16 protein-coding genes are annotated in these 14,480 nt (G+C 59.7%); 10 read left to right on the forward strand and 6 right to left on the reverse strand.

What is annotated here, in order from left to right:
* Position 1: 1 nt before the first annotated feature.
* Together ACUVTU_RS09860 and ACUVTU_RS09865 are read right to left on the reverse strand one after the other, a co-directional pair.
* The gene (locus ACUVTU_RS09860; RefSeq protein WP_445889795.1) at positions 2 to 205 is read right to left on the reverse strand and encodes a 4Fe-4S binding protein; all 204 of its coding nucleotides are present in this window, start codon (positions 203 to 205) and stop codon (positions 2 to 4) included.
* A 50-nt stretch (positions 206 to 255) separates the two neighbouring features.
* Positions 256 to 1,401 (reverse strand): Glu/Leu/Phe/Val family dehydrogenase, encoded by a 1,146-nt coding sequence (locus ACUVTU_RS09865; RefSeq protein WP_445889796.1) that lies wholly within the window; start codon positions 1,399 to 1,401, stop codon positions 256 to 258.
* Between the two features lie 255 nt (positions 1,402 to 1,656).
* Between ACUVTU_RS09865 and ACUVTU_RS09870 the strand changes: the two genes are divergently transcribed.
* Positions 1,657 to 3,213 carry a PAS domain S-box protein gene (locus ACUVTU_RS09870; RefSeq protein ID WP_445889797.1) on the forward strand — a complete coding sequence of 519 codons (1,557 nt, stop codon included), beginning with the start codon at positions 1,657 to 1,659 and terminating at the stop codon, positions 3,211 to 3,213.
* A 37-nt stretch (positions 3,214 to 3,250) separates the two neighbouring features.
* Here ACUVTU_RS09870 and ACUVTU_RS09875 read toward each other — a convergent pair whose 3' ends face one another.
* Genes ACUVTU_RS09875 through ACUVTU_RS09885 form a run of 3 tightly spaced genes read right to left on the reverse strand, consistent with a single transcriptional unit; the run spans position 3,251 to position 6,517 of the window.
* Positions 3,251 to 4,468, reverse strand: a complete 1,218-nt coding sequence (locus ACUVTU_RS09875) for a cation:proton antiporter (RefSeq protein ID WP_445889798.1) — start codon at positions 4,466 to 4,468, stop codon at positions 3,251 to 3,253.
* A gap of 12 nt (positions 4,469 to 4,480) precedes the next feature.
* A complete protein-coding gene (locus tag ACUVTU_RS09880) occupies positions 4,481 to 4,978 on the reverse strand; it encodes a cation:proton antiporter regulatory subunit (RefSeq protein ID WP_445889799.1) in 498 nt (165 codons plus the stop codon).
* A gap of 36 nt (positions 4,979 to 5,014) precedes the next feature.
* The gene (locus tag ACUVTU_RS09885; RefSeq protein ID WP_445889800.1) at positions 5,015 to 6,517 is read right to left on the reverse strand and encodes a class I adenylate-forming enzyme family protein; all 1,503 of its coding nucleotides are present in this window, start codon (positions 6,515 to 6,517) and stop codon (positions 5,015 to 5,017) included.
* 267 nt (positions 6,518 to 6,784) lie between these two features.
* Between ACUVTU_RS09885 and ACUVTU_RS09890 the strand changes: the two genes are divergently transcribed.
* A complete protein-coding gene (locus tag ACUVTU_RS09890) occupies positions 6,785 to 7,177 on the forward strand; it encodes a CBS domain-containing protein (RefSeq protein WP_445889801.1) in 393 nt (130 codons plus the stop codon).
* Between the two features lie 201 nt (positions 7,178 to 7,378).
* Here ACUVTU_RS09890 and ACUVTU_RS09895 read toward each other — a convergent pair whose 3' ends face one another.
* Entirely contained in the window at positions 7,379 to 7,972 is a 594-nt protein-coding gene (locus tag ACUVTU_RS09895) for a TetR/AcrR family transcriptional regulator (RefSeq protein ID WP_445889802.1), read from the reverse strand.
* A 416-nt stretch (positions 7,973 to 8,388) separates the two neighbouring features.
* Here ACUVTU_RS09895 and ACUVTU_RS09900 point away from each other — a divergent pair, with 416 nt between their 5' ends.
* The 8 genes from ACUVTU_RS09900 to ACUVTU_RS09935 form a co-directional block, all read left to right on the forward strand.
* A complete protein-coding gene (locus ACUVTU_RS09900) occupies positions 8,389 to 9,174 on the forward strand; it encodes an enoyl-CoA hydratase/isomerase family protein (protein ID WP_445889803.1) in 786 nt (261 codons plus the stop codon).
* Positions 9,175 to 9,232: 58 nt separating this feature from the next.
* On the forward strand, positions 9,233 to 10,378 hold the full coding sequence (locus tag ACUVTU_RS09905; RefSeq protein WP_445889804.1) for an acyl-CoA dehydrogenase family protein: 1,146 nt from the start codon (positions 9,233 to 9,235) through the stop codon (positions 10,376 to 10,378).
* 89 nt (positions 10,379 to 10,467) lie between these two features.
* Positions 10,468 to 11,616 carry an acyl-CoA dehydrogenase family protein gene (locus ACUVTU_RS09910; protein WP_445889805.1) on the forward strand — a complete coding sequence of 383 codons (1,149 nt, stop codon included), beginning with the start codon at positions 10,468 to 10,470 and terminating at the stop codon, positions 11,614 to 11,616.
* A 16-nt stretch (positions 11,617 to 11,632) separates the two neighbouring features.
* Positions 11,633 to 12,067: a MaoC/PaaZ C-terminal domain-containing protein gene (locus ACUVTU_RS09915; protein WP_445889806.1), complete on the forward strand. Its 435-nt coding sequence runs from the start codon at positions 11,633 to 11,635 to the stop codon at positions 12,065 to 12,067.
* 78 nt (positions 12,068 to 12,145) lie between these two features.
* Complete coding sequence (locus ACUVTU_RS09920) at positions 12,146 to 13,498, forward strand: acyclic terpene utilization AtuA family protein (RefSeq protein WP_445889810.1); 1,353 nt, start codon at positions 12,146 to 12,148, stop codon at positions 13,496 to 13,498.
* A 2-nt stretch (positions 13,499 to 13,500) separates the two neighbouring features.
* The gene (locus ACUVTU_RS09925) at positions 13,501 to 13,818 is read left to right on the forward strand and encodes an AtuA-related protein (protein WP_445889807.1); all 318 of its coding nucleotides are present in this window, start codon (positions 13,501 to 13,503) and stop codon (positions 13,816 to 13,818) included.
* A gap of 14 nt (positions 13,819 to 13,832) precedes the next feature.
* A complete protein-coding gene (locus tag ACUVTU_RS09930) occupies positions 13,833 to 14,084 on the forward strand; it encodes an acetyl-CoA carboxylase (protein ID WP_445889808.1) in 252 nt (83 codons plus the stop codon).
* 75 nt (positions 14,085 to 14,159) lie between these two features.
* Positions 14,160 to 14,480, forward strand: a 321-nt coding sequence (locus ACUVTU_RS09935; protein WP_445889809.1) for a biotin carboxylase N-terminal domain-containing protein, incomplete at its 3' end; no start/stop codon positions are given.

Consider the following 14,480-nt stretch of genomic DNA (forward strand, 5'->3'; position numbering starts at 1 on the left):
CTTACACCTCCAGTAACTCAAAAACATAATCGGGACAGACTATATAGCACAGACCGCAGGCGATGCACTTCTGGGCGTCTACCTGTACGGGCAGGTATCCTTTAGAATTTACCGCTTCGGTCACGCTGAGGGCCTCTTTGGGGCAAAAATGCAGGCAATAGTGGCATCCCTTGCAGCTGTCGGGGTGCAAGACAACTTTTTTCATTTCGCTCCTCCCGGATAATACATATTTTATTTCCGGCAGCTTGGGCGTGGTTAGATGTCGGGAGTATCCTTGATGGTGGGGGTAAACAGCTCCCGGGCCACATCCCGCTGGTAACGTCCCTGTCTGGCTGCTTCTGTGAACAGCCTGCGGGTGTTCTGGCGGCAAAGGTTTTCTATGTCGGCTACCGCTGCTTGCGGAGTGGGTTCTACCAGGCCGAAGATCACCGCATCATAAAAGCGGATGGCTCCCAGATTGGCTACAAAATCCACGACCACGTCAATGCCCCGCTGCCGCAGGATCTGATCGGCTTCGGCCGTTACCGGAATATTGGCCGCTTCCACAATGAGGGAGGCTTTGACCTGGTGGGCGTTGTCCCGGTGAATTACATCCTCCAGAGCGGCGGGAATGAGAATGTCGCAGTCCACATCCAGCCACCGGGTATTGGGAAGGACCTGGTAATTGGCGGCAAAGCTACCGGGGTCCATTTCTCCCTTGGGCCGACGGGTGGCGATCAGTTGTTCCACATCCAGTCCCTCCGGGCAGACCACCAGGCAATTGGCGTCGGCGATACCCACAATCCGGTAGCCCATTTGGGCCAGACATTTGGCCGCGCTGGCTCCAACACAGCCAAAGCCCTGGATGACCACCCGCGCGCCAGGCTGCCCGCCCTTGCATTTCCAGGCCTCATCGGCACAATAGGCCACGCCATAGCCGGTAACCATGTCGTACATTAAAAAACCATCGTAGCGCATATTAACCATGCGTTCGTGGTTAATGATGCCCTGTTGCACCCGGGGATCGGCTTTCATGGCTTTGGTTTGCGGCAGACCAATGCCCAGTTCATCCAGGATTTGCAGCACATCCAGATAATCTACTCCCAGATCGCCGCCAATGGACACTCCGGCTTTAATATAGGGAGCCATGGCTATCAGGTAGCGGCGCAATACCTGTTTGGCGTCGGGAGCTTTGTAGTCATAAGCGATGCCGCCCTTGCAGCCGCCCGTTGTGGTGGAAGCGCAGGCGGTGTATTTGTAGGCCATGGTGTGGGCCAGGCGGATCACTTCTTCCCGGGTGACCGTGGGGTGCATCCTGGTTCCTCCCCCGGCGTAGTGGTTGACAAAATTGTATACACACAACCATCCTTTGGCGTCAGTTTCTGTATCCTGCCATTCCACTACAAGATACGGTTTGTCCATATTTAACAGCCTCCTTGTTGTTTGCCGGGTTTGTATGTATACCTAAAAAATCGCTAAAACACCCGACATAAAAAGATTGTATACAATCAGCTGATTAAAATTTAGCACAAGACTGGCAAGATGTAAAGATAAAATTACTCTGATAATAAATAAAAATCTACCTGACATCGGACGGGGGCATAGTCGAATAATGGGGATAAAAAGTTTGGTTGGGGAGATTATTCGATCTTATATCTAAAGGGAAAGAAGGATTTTTTGTCCAATCATTACCAGCGAAGTCTGGATAAGTTGCTGGCGAGAGGATGTTTTATGGAGGAACGGGTGCAGAAAAGAGGAGAGGGACTGCTGGAGGAACTGCCGGCCCTGCGCCGGGAAAACCAGCTGTACAAATGTGTGCTGGAACAGTTTCCGGTTTGCGCCATTATTTATGACCGTACGGGCAAGGTGATCTATCGCAACCGCATGACCAGGGTGATTGATGGCTACGATGACGGGGAAATGCTGGGGCTCACCCGGGAGCAGTATTTGAAAAAGCTGGAGATAAAGCCGGGCCAGCAGGCGCTAATCATAGCTCCGGGCAGTGGTGGCAGTGGTTTTAAAAATGGCCTGTTCGGGCTCAGTGAGACCACCCTGCGCACCAAAGCGGGTGAAGTTAAAGATGTCCTGCTGATCGGCAGCTATCTGTACGGGCCGGAAAAACAGGTGCTGGGAGCGGTGGGCTGCTGCCTGGATATTACTGAATATGTCCGCCGGAGGCGGGAGGCCGAACAGCGCCTGCGGGCTTCGGAGGAGCGCTTTTTTAAAGCTTTTCACAATAACCCCACCCCCATGGCCATTGTCCGTTTCAGTGACGACTGTTGCCTGGAGGTGAACGAAAGCTTTGAAAGAACTTTTGGGTACAGGCGGGAAGAATGCATTGGACGGACGGTCCTGGATCTGGGTTTGCTCATGGATCGGGAAACCTTTGCTGCCTACAAGGCGCTGCTCTGGGATAAAAAGCGGGTACATAATATGGGCCTGTGTTTGCGCAACAGAAAGGGAAATTTGCGTCATGTGCTGCTTTCCGGCGAGCTGATGGAGCTGGACGGTCAGCTGTGCCGGCTGATTGCCATCAACGACATCACCGAGCTGAAAAAAATAGAGGCCGAGATGGCCCGTCTGGACCGGCTAAAGCTGGTGGGAGAAATGGCTGCCAGCATCGGGCATGAGATCCGCAATCCCATGACCACGGTGCGGGGGTTTTTGCAGCTGTTGTCCCGCCAGGAAGAGTTTGCGAACCACCGGGGGCATTTCCGGCTGATGATTGAAGAGCTGGACCGGGCCAATGCCATCATTACCGAATATCTTTCCCTGGCCCGCGGCAGGTCTGCCGCTAGGGGCAGCCATAACTTGAACCACATTATAAACGCCCTGCTGCCCCTGCTACAGGCCCACGCCAGTGAATGGGGCCATGATCTGGCGGTGCAAATGGAGCCCCTGCCGGATCTACTGCTGGACGAAAAGGAGATCCGCCAGCTGATTCTCAATTTGGTGCGCAATGGTCTGGAGGCCATGGGAAAGAGTGGGCTGCTGTACATCAAAACCTTTCGGGAAGGGGAGGAGGTGGCTTTAGCCGTGCGGGATGAAGGACCGGGGATGGCCCCCGGTGTGCTGGAGAAAATCGGTACGCCCTTTTTCAGCACCAAGGAAAACGGTACTGGTCTGGGTCTGGCGGTGTGCTACAGCATTGCCGCCCGGCACGATGCCCGGTTGGAGATAGATACCGGCCCGGCAGGCACGACTGTCCGGGTGCGGTTTAAATCGAATCTATAAAATAAAAAAGCAATCCCGACTGATTATCAGGACTGCTTTATCCCATCCGTTGGAAGCGCCCGGCCAGGGCGCTTTTGCTTTTTTCGTATAGCTCATAAAAGCGGCGGGAGTTTTTGGCCAGAGCCGGGCTGATCAAGGCCAGCAGCAGTACGTACAGGGCGGCCAGACCGGGCAGGTGGCTGCTGGCTCCGGCTGCGGCGGCGAAGCTGGCCAGGATGACTGAGAATTCTCCCCGGGCCATGATGGTAAAGGCCACGTGAAAGGAGCGGCGGGTGGTGTAGCCGGCCAGGCGGGCGGTGATTAAGCCGTTGATGATGTTGCCCAGCACAGTGGCGGCTACCAGTAGCAAGGCTGGTTTCCATACGCTGGCAAAAACCCGGTAGTCAATGCTCATGCCAAAGGTGAAAAAGAACACCGCGCCAAACAGGTCGCGCATAGGGGTGACCATCTGGATTACCTGGCGGTGGTGACTGGTTTCGGCCAGCAAAAGCCCCAGCACCAGAGCGCCGATGGCTTCAGCCAGGTGGATTTTTTCTGCTCCGATGCCGGCCAGCAGCAGCAGAGTGAAAACCGCGGCGGTAAAGCACTCGGCTGTACGGAACTTCAGGCGCCTGTCCAGCAGGGCGGCCAGGCGCCGGCCCAGAAAGATGATCACGGCAAAAAGAGCCAGCACTGTGCCCAGGCCGGGCAGCAGCACCGTCAGGCTGAACTGCCCGGTGAGCAAAATGCCCGACAGCACTGAAAGGTACAGGGCGATGAAGATGTCTTCAAAAATCAGGATGCCCAGGATGAGTTCAGTTTCCGGGTTGGCAGTTCTTTTTAGGTCAATTAGCAGCTTGGTGATTATAGCGCTGCTGGAAATGCCGGTGATGCCAGCCAGCACCAGGGCATCGGTGAAGTTGGGGAAAATCAGCCAACCCAGGAGCAGGCCCCGCAGGAAATTGAGCAGCACATACAGCGAGCCCGATTTAAGCATGGTGCGGCCGGTGTTGACCAGCTTGCCTACAGAAAACTCCAGGCCCAGGTAAAAGAGCATGAGCAGCACGCCCAGCCAGGACAGCAGGCGGGTGACCTGATCCTCCCGCACCAGCTGCCAGGAAAAGTCGCCGGTAACCGGGGCGTGGGGCCCGCAGAACATGCCCAGCAAGAGCAAGAAGGGGATGGCGGAGTAATTCAGCTTGTTAGCGGCGATGGTGGCGGCGGTGATCAGGACGAAGAGCAGCCCCAGGTTGGTGACCAGATCGCTAATTGACATAAAAGCCCCCGGCTAGAGCATCTCCTGGATAAACTGCTTCATTTTAGCGGCGTGACCGGCCACGATCAGGGTCTGGCCGGGTTGAAAAACAAAGCCCGGGCCGGGGTTGATGCAGGCCCCGTCCTTTCTGCTGCGGCACCGGTCATCAATCACGGCCACCACCACAATGGCATGGTTTTTGCGCAGGCCCAGCTCGCCAATGCTGCGGCCGTTAATGGGTGAAGTTTCCTTTACCTTCAGCCAGTCGATGCGCAGGTCGGCCACCGCGGCTTCCAGCTTTTCCAGGGCGCGGGGCTGGTAAAAGGCGCCGCCGATAATCGAGCCCAGCTGGCGGGCTTCCTGGTCGTTCAAAATAAAGGAATCCACCGCATCGTCGCCGTCGGGCAGGAAGTGGTATATTTCCCGGTGGCCGTCATCATGGATGACAACGGCCACCTCTTCGCCATTTTCCAGCGTTACCTGATATTTTTTGCCCAGGCCGGGCAGCTCTGCTTCTCGGATTAGAGCCATGGCCATACCTCCGTAAGGGGCTGATACAGTATGGCCTTATTTTACCATATATTCCGCCCGGATAACATGCTTTAAAATTTTGCCCGAGGCATTGCGGGGGATGACGTCCACAAACTGGAAGAGGCGCGGAATCTTGTAGTCGGCCAGCCGGGAGCGACAGAAATCCTTGATCTGCTGCTCCATCTCCTGCTGCTTGCGGCCGGGCTCCAGCACGGCCATGGCCATGACGGTCTCTCCCCAGTCGGGGTGCGGCACGCCCACCACGGCCACATCCAGCACGCCCGGACAGAGCAGCAGCACCTCCTCCACTTCCCGGGGGTAGACATTTACGCCGCCCGTGATGATCATATCCTTTTTGCGGTCCTTTACCCAGATGTAGCCGCCTTCATCCCGCACGCCCAGGTCGCCGGTGTAGACCCAGCCGTCCCGCAGCGTTTCGGCGGTTTCCTGGGGCCGGTTCAGGTAACCTTGCATGACCGTGGGCGCCTTGATGATGATTTCGCCCACCGTGCCCGCCGGCACGTCCTGTCCGGCATCGTCCACCAGGCGGACCATGGCGTTGACTGCAGCCCGGCGGCCGATGCTGCCGGCGTACTTTTCGTGTTCCCAGGGATATATGGCCACGCCGTTGGGGCCGGCTTCGGTCAGGCCGTACAGTCCCATCATGGGGGCTGGCATGTGGGCCATCACCTGCCGGGCCAGGGCCTCGGGCATGGCCGCCCCGCCGTAGATCCAGCGCTTCACCGAGGAAAGGTCGTATTTTTCCCGGCCCGGTACCCGCAGGGCCAGGGCGTAGGCTACCGGCGCGCCGAAGAAATGGGTCACCTTTTCGGCGGCCACCAGCTCCAGCAGCGCTTCCGGGGTAAAGGTGCCCAGCACGTGTTTGGCGCCGGCCCAGGTGGCTCCCACCAGGAACAGGTTGAGCGGGGCGGAGTGGGTCAGAGGCATCAGGTGCAGGCAGACATCGCCGTAGCGCAGGTCGCTCTCATAGGCGATCATGCTGCCCACCAGGTAGACCGCGCTGTGGGTTAGAATTACTCCTTTGGGCCGGCCCGTGGTGCCCGAGGTGTAAAGGATTTCCGCCACATCGGCCGGGCTTACCTCCACCCGGACCGGGTCGGAGGGAGCCAGGGGCAGCTCTTTTTCGGACAGGAGCACCTTGGGGGCCGGCAGTCCGGTTAAGGCAGCTTCCGCCGTGGAACGCAGGGCGTCCTCGTAGATCAGGCCGCAGGCGCCGCTGTCCTGCAGGATGTAGGCCACTTCGGGTGGTGTTAGTTTGACATTCAAAGGTACCACTGTTGCCCCGGCCTGCAGGATGCCGAAAAAGGCCACCACAAATTCGGGCCGGTTGGTAATAAAAATGGCCACCCGTTCTCCTTTACCCACGCCCCTGGCCAGCAGCAGCCCGGCCAGAGCTTCGGCCCGCACGGCCAGCTCCTGCCAGGTCAAGGTCACCTGGCCCTGGGGCCAGCTTAAAGCGATTGCCTGCGGGTCTTTAAAAGCGTTGCGGGTCAGCAGTCCGGGCAATGTTTCCGCCATAGTCATCCCTCCCGTATTAAAGCGTAATATCCTGGCTCTAAAATAACGTTTTGTCATGAATCAGTCAATATATTATCTAAAAATTATAAATATTCATTATATAATAAACAAAAACCGCTCGCTAATGCGGCGAAATATGTCCTTTTTTCCTGAAATTTCTTGTGTTATAATTGAAAAAACTTTTTTCAAAGTGTTAATAGTCGCATGGCGGCCTGGCCGCGGTCGCCATGACCAATGCCGGAAAGAATGCAGGAAAGAGGTGGCGGGATGAAAGTAAAGGATAAAATGGTGCGCGATGTGGTGACCATAAACGCCGGCGCTTCGGTGAAAGATGCCCTGACGCTGATGCAGAAAAAGGGCTTGCGCCGGCTGCCGGTGCTGGAAAACGGTCAACTGGTGGGTGTGATTGTGGAGCACGATATTGAAAAGGTGCTCACCCGCCCGGGCGGTTACCCGGAAACGCCGGTGAGCTGGGCCATGAGCTACAAGTACATTTTTACTGCCAGTCCGGAGGATGACATCAAGACGGCCGCCCGGCTGATGCTGGATAAGAAAATCAGCTGCCTGCCTGTGCTGGAGGACGGCCGGCTGGTGGGCATCATCACCGAAACCGATTTGCTCAAGGCCTTTGTGGAGCTGTGCACAGCCCACGGTGTTTGAGCTTATCCGGGCCTTTTGACGGGCAACGGGCGGCGCGGTTTGGTAAAGAGCGCCAGTGTTATAATGAAGTTCATCGTAAGAGACCGACAAACAAACTTCCCGTCGGGGTTAGTTTGGTAAAGAGTGCCAGGTATTATGAAGTTCATAAAGACCGGGAGCAGGCCCCCTGAGCGGGGGCTTTTGCTTTGGCCGGAAAGCGGCTTACCTGGCGGTCAGCAGAGGGGTCACCAGATAGTCGGCGTAAAACTGGCTGATCTCCTGTACGGTCAGGGGGCCCCGGGGATTGTACCATCGCCCGATCCAGTTGGCCGCGCCCATGATCAGGTTGATTACCATCTTCACCGGTACGGGGCGGAACAGCTGCTGCTCTATTCCCTCCTGGATAATACCGGCGATGATTTCCTCGTACTGGTCCCGCCGGGCAATGATGGCCGCGGCGTACTCCTTTTCCAGCTCGTAGTCGCTGCCCAGAGCTACCGTGATCAGATTGAACTCGCTGACCAGGGTTTCAATGTGCCCTTTGATCACTTCCCGGAGCATCTGGTCGGGCGGCAGGGGCGACTGGCGAATTTTGCGGATGTTCTCCAGCAGCAGATCCATGGCCAGCTCGTGGCACTGGAAAAGCAGTTCCTGTTTGCTGCTCACATAATAGTACAGGCTGCCCTTGGTGTATTTCAGCTCCCGGGCAATCTCCTCCAGGGTGGCTTCGTGGTATCCCTTCTCGCTGAACAGGCGGGCGGCCACTCTCAAAATGTTCATTTTCCTCTCGGCCGCCCGTTCCTCCCGAAATCCCAATCTATACCCCCCTAATACTTTTTGATTCCGGCAGCATAGTAAACCGTGCAGCCGCTTGCTGTGCTGATCTGTAGTCCCGAACGGTTGGTGTTGCCCGGCAATGGTGCTTCCGGGGTGAGTTACCGGCCCGGGGTGCCGGCAGCTGCCGAGTGTGGCGATTGTTCTACCTACATAATACAAAATGTATTGGCTGTCTGATCAGGTGGATCCTTTTGTTTATAAATTTTTTAAATATATTGAATATTCACTAGGAATATCATACAATGCAATTAGTTAAATTTCAACCCACGAGTCAATTTCTGTCCTACGCGTTTACAACAGGTCGGGCAGTGTGAAAGGGTCGCGAGTTGAACCATCCGCCGGTGGATCACCGGCCGGTTAACCGGCCAACCGGCGGGCCAAAGGAGGATGGGGGTATGGCTTATACCCAATTGAGTGTGGAGCAGGAGGGGCGGGTGCGGGTGTTGTACCTGGACCGGCCGGGCAAGAAAAACGCCCTCAGCGAGCAGCTGGCGGCAGAGCTGGTGAGCGCCCTCAAAGAGGCCGATGCTGATGCGAGCGTGGGGGCGGTGGTGCTGACCGGGCGGGGTGAGGCCTTTTGTGCCGGCGGGGACCTGGCCGATTTTGCCACCATGGCCACTAAAAGCGCGCCGGAGCTGCACCGGGAAGGGGCGGTTTCCAGCGAGCTGTTTCAAATGGGGCTGCGCCTTTCCAAGCCCTTGATTGCTGCGGTGAACGGGCCGGCTCTGGGCGGGGGCTGCGGACTGGTGGCCATGTGTCATCTGGCGGTGGCCAGCGAAACCGCCCTTTTAGGTACGCCCGAGGTCAGGGTGGGCATGTTTCCCTTTGTCATTTTTCCCCTGCTGATGCGGGCGGTGGGGCCGCGCCGGGCCCTGGAGATGGCCCTCACCGGGCGGCTGCTTTCCGCCCGGCAGGCCTGTGAGATAGGGCTGGTGCACGAGGTTTTCCCCGCCGAGCGGTTTGTTGACGGCTACCGGGAACTGGCTGCCCGGGTGGCCGGCTTCAGTCCGCTGGTGCTGCGGCTGGGGCTGAACGCCTACCGCACCGCCCTGGACATGGAGATAAATCAGGCCATGGATTATCTGAACACGCTGCGGGTGATTGATTTCTTAAGTGAAGACTTGCGGGAAGGGGCCATGGCCTTCCTGCAAAAGCGGCCGCCCGAGTGGAAGGGGCGCTAGGTGCACGGAAAAAGTTTGCTTACCGGCAGGCCGTGCCGGTTTGAAGAGGGGTGTGCAGATGAATTACTCGGTTTTCACGGAAGAGCACCAGCAGGTGCGGCAGACCATCCGCAAATTTGTGGAAAAAGAAATCGTCCCCCATGTGGAGGAATGGGAAAAGCAGGGCTACTTTGCCGACTGGGTTTTCCCCCGCTTGGGCGAGCTGGGTTTTTTGGGCCTGCGCTATCCGGAGAAATACGGCGGGGCCGGAGGCGACTACTTCATGGGTATTGTGCTGGCCGAGGAACTGGCGCGCAGCGGCTGCGGGGCCCTGGCCATGGCCGTGGCCGTGCAGACCGACATGGCCACGCCGCCCATCATGCAGTTCGGTACCGAGGAGCAGATCCAAAAGTACCTCATTCCAGCCATCCAGGGGCAAAAGGTGGCCTGCCTGGGCATCACCGAGCCCAATGCCGGTTCGGACGTGGCTTCCATTGAAACCCGGGCGGTGCGGGACGGCGACCACTGGGTAATCAACGGGCGCAAAATTTTCATTACCAACGGAGTGCGGGCCGACTTCATCGTGCTGGTGGCCAAAACCGACCCGGCCCTGGGTTACAACGGGGTGTCGCTTTTTCTGGTGGATAAGGGTACGCCCGGCTTTTATGTGACCAGGAAACTGGAGAAGGTGGGCATGCGCAGTTCGGACACGGCCGAGCTGTTGTTTGAAGACTGCCGGGTGCCGGTGGAAAACCTGCTGGGCCAGGAGAACCGCGGCTTTCACCAGATCATGTGGGAACTGCAGGGCGAACGCCTGATGGGCATGGCCTGCGCCGTGGCCGGGGCCCAGCGCACCCTGGAAAAAACCCTGGAGTATGCCCGCCAGCGCAGCCAGTTCGGCCGGCCGCTGGTCAAATTCCAGGTGATCGCCCACCGCCTGGCCGAGATGGCCACCGAAATTGAAGCGGCCCGCCAGCTGGTCTACTCCACCGCCCGCAAATATGCGGCCGGGCAGTACCCGGTGCAGGAGATTGCCATGGCCAAGCTGATTTGCGCCCGCACAAGCTACCGGGTGGCCGATACCGCCCTGCAGATCCACGGCGGTTACGGCTACATGATGGAATACGATGTGCAGCGGGCCTGGCGCGACTCCCGCCTCAACCGCATTGGCGGGGGTACGGACGAAATTATGCTGGAGATTATTTCTAAATCGCTGGGCCTGTAGAGGAGACCCGGCTGTTTCCTGCCGGCGGGCGGTGGGGACAATGAACCGGGGCGCCAGGTGAAGTCAGATGATTAAGGAGGCGATGGGCTGTGGCTCACTGGCTGTTTCAGGAGGAGCATGAATTGCTGCGCCGCAGTGTGCGCAGCTGGGTGGAAAAGGAAGTAAAACCCCGTGTGCCGGAGTGGGAAGAAAAGGGCGAATTCCCCCGGGAGCTTTTTGCCCGGGCCGGGGAGCTGGGTTTTCTGGGCCTGACCTTTCCCGAGGAATACGGCGGCAGCGGGGAGGACTACCTGGCCGGGGCGGTGTTTGTGGAAGAAGTGTACCGCTGCGGCTCGGCCGGTGTGGCGGCCGGGCTGGTGGCCAGCACGGGCATTGCCGCGCCCCAGATCTACAAATTTGGCAGTCCGGAGCTCAAAGAGCGCTTTTTGCCCCCCACCATCCGGGGAGAAAAAATCGGGGCTCTGGCCGTCACCGAGCCCAACGCGGGATCGGATGTGGCTTCCCTCCAGACCACCGCCCGGCGGGAGGGGGATTACTACCTGGTCAACGGCAGCAAGGTGTTCATCACCAACGGCGTGCGGGCTGACTATGTGGTGGCCGCGGTGAAAACCGACCCGGCGGCCGGCAAGAACGGCATCAGCCTGCTGGTGGTGGAAAAGGGCACGCCGGGATTTAGCGTGGTGCGCAAGCTGGATAAACTGGGCTGGCACACTTCGGATACCGCCGAGCTGGTCTTTGAGGACTGCCGGGTACCCCGGGGCAATCTGGTGGGGCAGGAAAACCTGGGCTTTTACTACCTGATGCAGAACTTCGTCTGGGAGCGGCTGAGCATGGCCCTGGGCGGCGTGGTGGGGGCGCAGCTGGCTCTGGAGGAGGCCCTCAGATATGCCCAGCAGCGGGTGCAGTTCGGCCGGCCCCTGAGCAAATTCCAGGCCATCCGCCACCGCCTGGCCGAAATGGCCGCCCGCACCGAAACCGCCCGCTGCCTCACCTATCACGCCCTGGCCCTGTTCGTCTCGGGCCAGGATGCCGTCACCGCCGTGGCCATGGCCAAGAACTACGCCTGTGAAACCGCCTGTTATGTGGCCGACGAGGCCCTGCAGATCCACGGCGGCTACGGCTACATGATGGAGTATCCCGTGCAGCGCCTGTGGCGGGACGCCCGGGTGGGCACCATAGGCGGCGGGACCACGGAAATTATGCGCGAAATCATTGCCGCCCGGCTGGTTAATGGCTAGGAAAGGAGCGATGCGCATGCTGGACAAATATTTCGACGAGATCAACGTGGGCGACCGGGCGGTGTCCCGGGGCCGCACCATCACCGAGGCCGACATTGTCCTCTTTGCCGCCTTCAGCGGCGACTGGTACCCGCTGCACTGCGACAAAGAATACGCCGCCGGCAGCGTCTTCGGCCAGCGCGTGGCCCACGGCATGCTGGTGCTCAGTGTGGCCACGGGAATGATTCCCATGAAACCCGGTGTAGTGCTGGCCTTTTACGGCATGGAAAAAGTGCGCTTCACCGCCCCCACCTTCATCGGCGACACTCTGCATGTGGAAGCCGAGGTGCTGGATAAAGCGGACAAGGGCAATTTCGGCGTGGTCACCATCAAACAGGAGATTAAAAACCAGCGCGGGGAAGTGTGCAATACCGCTCTTTTAAAAGTGGCTCTGCACAAAAAACCGGCCTGAAAAAGGGGAGCGGCCGGCCCAGGGCCGGTACCGCGCTTGATGGGAAAACATCAGCAGGGGGTGAGGGGCTTGAAAAGTGTGCGCATTGGGGCCGGGCAGGGTTTTTGGGGCGACTCCCCCTTCCCGGCCCTGGAAGTAGTGCAAAAGGGCGCTGTGCAGTATCTGGCCGGCGACGCTCTGGCCGAGCTGACCCTGGCCATACTGCAAAAGGCCCGCCAGAAGGATCCGGCCAAAGGTTATGTGGAGGATATGTTCTTTCAGCTGCTGCTGGCGCCCTGTTACCAGAAGGGCGTGAAAATCCTCACCAACGCCGGGGGCATCAACCCCCCGGGGGCCGGGCGCATGGTTTACGAACTGGCCCGCCGCATGGGGCTGAAAGGCTTGAAAATTGCCGTAATCACCGGCGACGACATCCTGCCCCGCCTGGGCGAGCTGCAAGAGCAGGGAGTGGATCTGCGCGATCTGGAGAGCGGCGGCGAGATCAGCAGCATTGAGGAGCGCATCCTCTTTGCCAACGCCTATTTGGGGGCGCAGCCCCTGGTGCAGGCTCTGGCTATGGGGGCCCAGGTGGTCATTGCCGGCCGCACCGCCGACCCGGCGCTCTTTTTGGCGCCCCTGGTGTATGAGCTGGGCTGGGATTGGGAGGACTGGGACCGCCTGGCAGCCGGCATCCTGGTGGGCCACCTCCTGGAGTGTTCGGCCCAGAGCACGGGCGGCAATTTCGGCGGCGACTGGTGGAACATCCCGGATCTGGAGCGCATCGGCTACCCGGTGGCCGAAGTTTACCAGGATGGCCAGGCCGTGCTGACCAAACCCCCGGGCACGGGCGGGCGGGTGGACATGGAAACCGTCAAGGAGCAGCTGCTCTACGAGGTGCACGACCCGGCCGCCTACATCACGCCCGATGTGGTGGCCGACTTTACCGCGGCGCGGCTGAGCCCGGACGGCCCCGACCGGGTGCGCATCAGCGGCATGCGGGGGCGGCCGCGGCCGGAAAATCTGAAAGTGTCCATCGGTTACAGCGACGGGTGGATGGGCGAGGCGGTAATCCGCTACAGCTGGCCCCACGCTCTGGCCAAGGCCCGCAAGGCCGAGGAAATCATCCGCAAACAGTTTGCCGCCCTGGGGCTGCAGTTTGAAGAAATTCTCACCGAGTACATCGGCTACAACTCGCTCAGCGGGCCGCTGGCCCACGGCGACGGATCTGACCTGAATGAAGTGGGCCTGCGCATTGCCGTGCGTACCCGCAGCAAGCAGGATGCCGCCCGCATGCCCCGCCTGCTGCCGCCCCTGGCCTTAAACGGTCCGCCCACGGCCAGCGGCGCCGGGGGTATCCCCAAACCCCGCGAGCTGATCGGCCTCTGGTCGGCCCTGGTGCCGCGGCAGGAGGTGGAAAAACAGGTGCAGATTGAGCTGCTGGAGGTGGAGTGAGCATGCCCCGCGTGCTGCTGGCCGAACTGGCCCACGCCCGTTCGGGCGACAAGGGCAACACGGTGAATATCGGCCTTTTCCCCTACCGGGAGGAGGATTATCAGTTAATCAAGGAGCAGGTGACCGCCGAGCGGGTCAGGGAGCACTTCCGCGGGCTGGTGGAAGGGGAAGTGGTGCGCTACGAGGTGCCCAACATCCGCGCCTTCAACTTTGTGCTGCGCGGGGCGCTGGGCGGCGGCGCTTCCCGCTCCCTGCGCAGCGACAACCTGGGCAAATGTTTTGGGGCCAACCTGCTGCGCCTGTATGTAGAAAAGGATTAGCGGAGGGATGAGCAATGGCAGGCAGCAGAATAGAGGTATGCGCGCCCATTGCCGGCGTTTTTTACCGCCGGCCGGCTCCCGGGGAGCCGCCCTATGTGGAAGTGGGCGACCGGGTGCAGAAAAAGCAGGTGCTGTGCCTGCTGGAAACCATGAAGGTTTTCCAGAAGATCAAAGCGCCGGCAGCCGGGCGGGTGGTGGAAATTCCCGCGGAGGACGGCCAGCCCGTGGCCGACGGCAGTGTGCTCCTGGTGCTGGAGGAGGACTGAGCGGTTGGCCTGCCGTTTGCCCGGGATGAACAAAGGGGCCGCTGGGGAGGCGGAACCAGTAAGGGAGGTAAGAGCATGTTTGACCGGGTGCTGGTGGCCAACCGGGGGGAAATCGCGGTGCGCATTATCCGGGCCTGCCGGGAGCTGGGCCTGGAGAGTGTGCTGGTGTGCTCGGAGGCCGACCGGCAGAGCCTGCCGGCCGAACTGGCCGACCGGGTAGTGTGCCTGCCCGGCTTTAAACCGGCGGAAACCTATCTGAATATGGCAGCCATCATCCAGGCGGCCCGGGAGGCCGGCTGCCAGGCCGTGCACCCCGGCTACGGCTATCTATCGGAAAACCCGCAATTTGCCCGCCGCTGCCAGCAGGCCGGGCTGGTGTTCATCGGCCCGTCGCCC

The organism is Desulfurispora sp., from assembly GCF_052744395.1.

What these genes read in the sequence shown, in the direction of transcription:
- ACUVTU_RS09860 (WP_445889795.1), bottom strand. Translation starts at nt 205, where the DNA reads ATGAAAAAAGTTGTCTTGCACCCCGACAGCTGCAAGGGATGCCACTAT.
- ACUVTU_RS09865 (WP_445889796.1), bottom strand. Translation starts at nt 1,401, where the DNA reads ATGGACAAACCGTATCTTGTAGTGGAATGGCAGGATACAGAAACTGAC.
- ACUVTU_RS09875 (WP_445889798.1), bottom strand. Translation starts at nt 4,468, where the DNA reads ATGTCAATTAGCGATCTGGTCACCAACCTGGGGCTGCTCTTCGTCCTG.
- ACUVTU_RS09880 (WP_445889799.1), bottom strand. Translation starts at nt 4,978, where the DNA reads ATGGCTCTAATCCGAGAAGCAGAGCTGCCCGGCCTGGGCAAAAAATAT.
- ACUVTU_RS09885 (WP_445889800.1), bottom strand. Translation starts at nt 6,517, where the DNA reads ATGGCGGAAACATTGCCCGGACTGCTGACCCGCAACGCTTTTAAAGAC.
- ACUVTU_RS09890 (WP_445889801.1), top strand. Translation starts at nt 6,785, where the DNA reads ATGAAAGTAAAGGATAAAATGGTGCGCGATGTGGTGACCATAAACGCC.
- ACUVTU_RS09900 (WP_445889803.1), top strand. Translation starts at nt 8,389, where the DNA reads ATGGCTTATACCCAATTGAGTGTGGAGCAGGAGGGGCGGGTGCGGGTG.
- ACUVTU_RS09905 (WP_445889804.1), top strand. Translation starts at nt 9,233, where the DNA reads ATGAATTACTCGGTTTTCACGGAAGAGCACCAGCAGGTGCGGCAGACC.
- ACUVTU_RS09915 (WP_445889806.1), top strand. Translation starts at nt 11,633, where the DNA reads ATGCTGGACAAATATTTCGACGAGATCAACGTGGGCGACCGGGCGGTG.
- ACUVTU_RS09925 (WP_445889807.1), top strand. Translation starts at nt 13,501, where the DNA reads ATGCCCCGCGTGCTGCTGGCCGAACTGGCCCACGCCCGTTCGGGCGAC.
- ACUVTU_RS09930 (WP_445889808.1), top strand. Translation starts at nt 13,833, where the DNA reads ATGGCAGGCAGCAGAATAGAGGTATGCGCGCCCATTGCCGGCGTTTTT.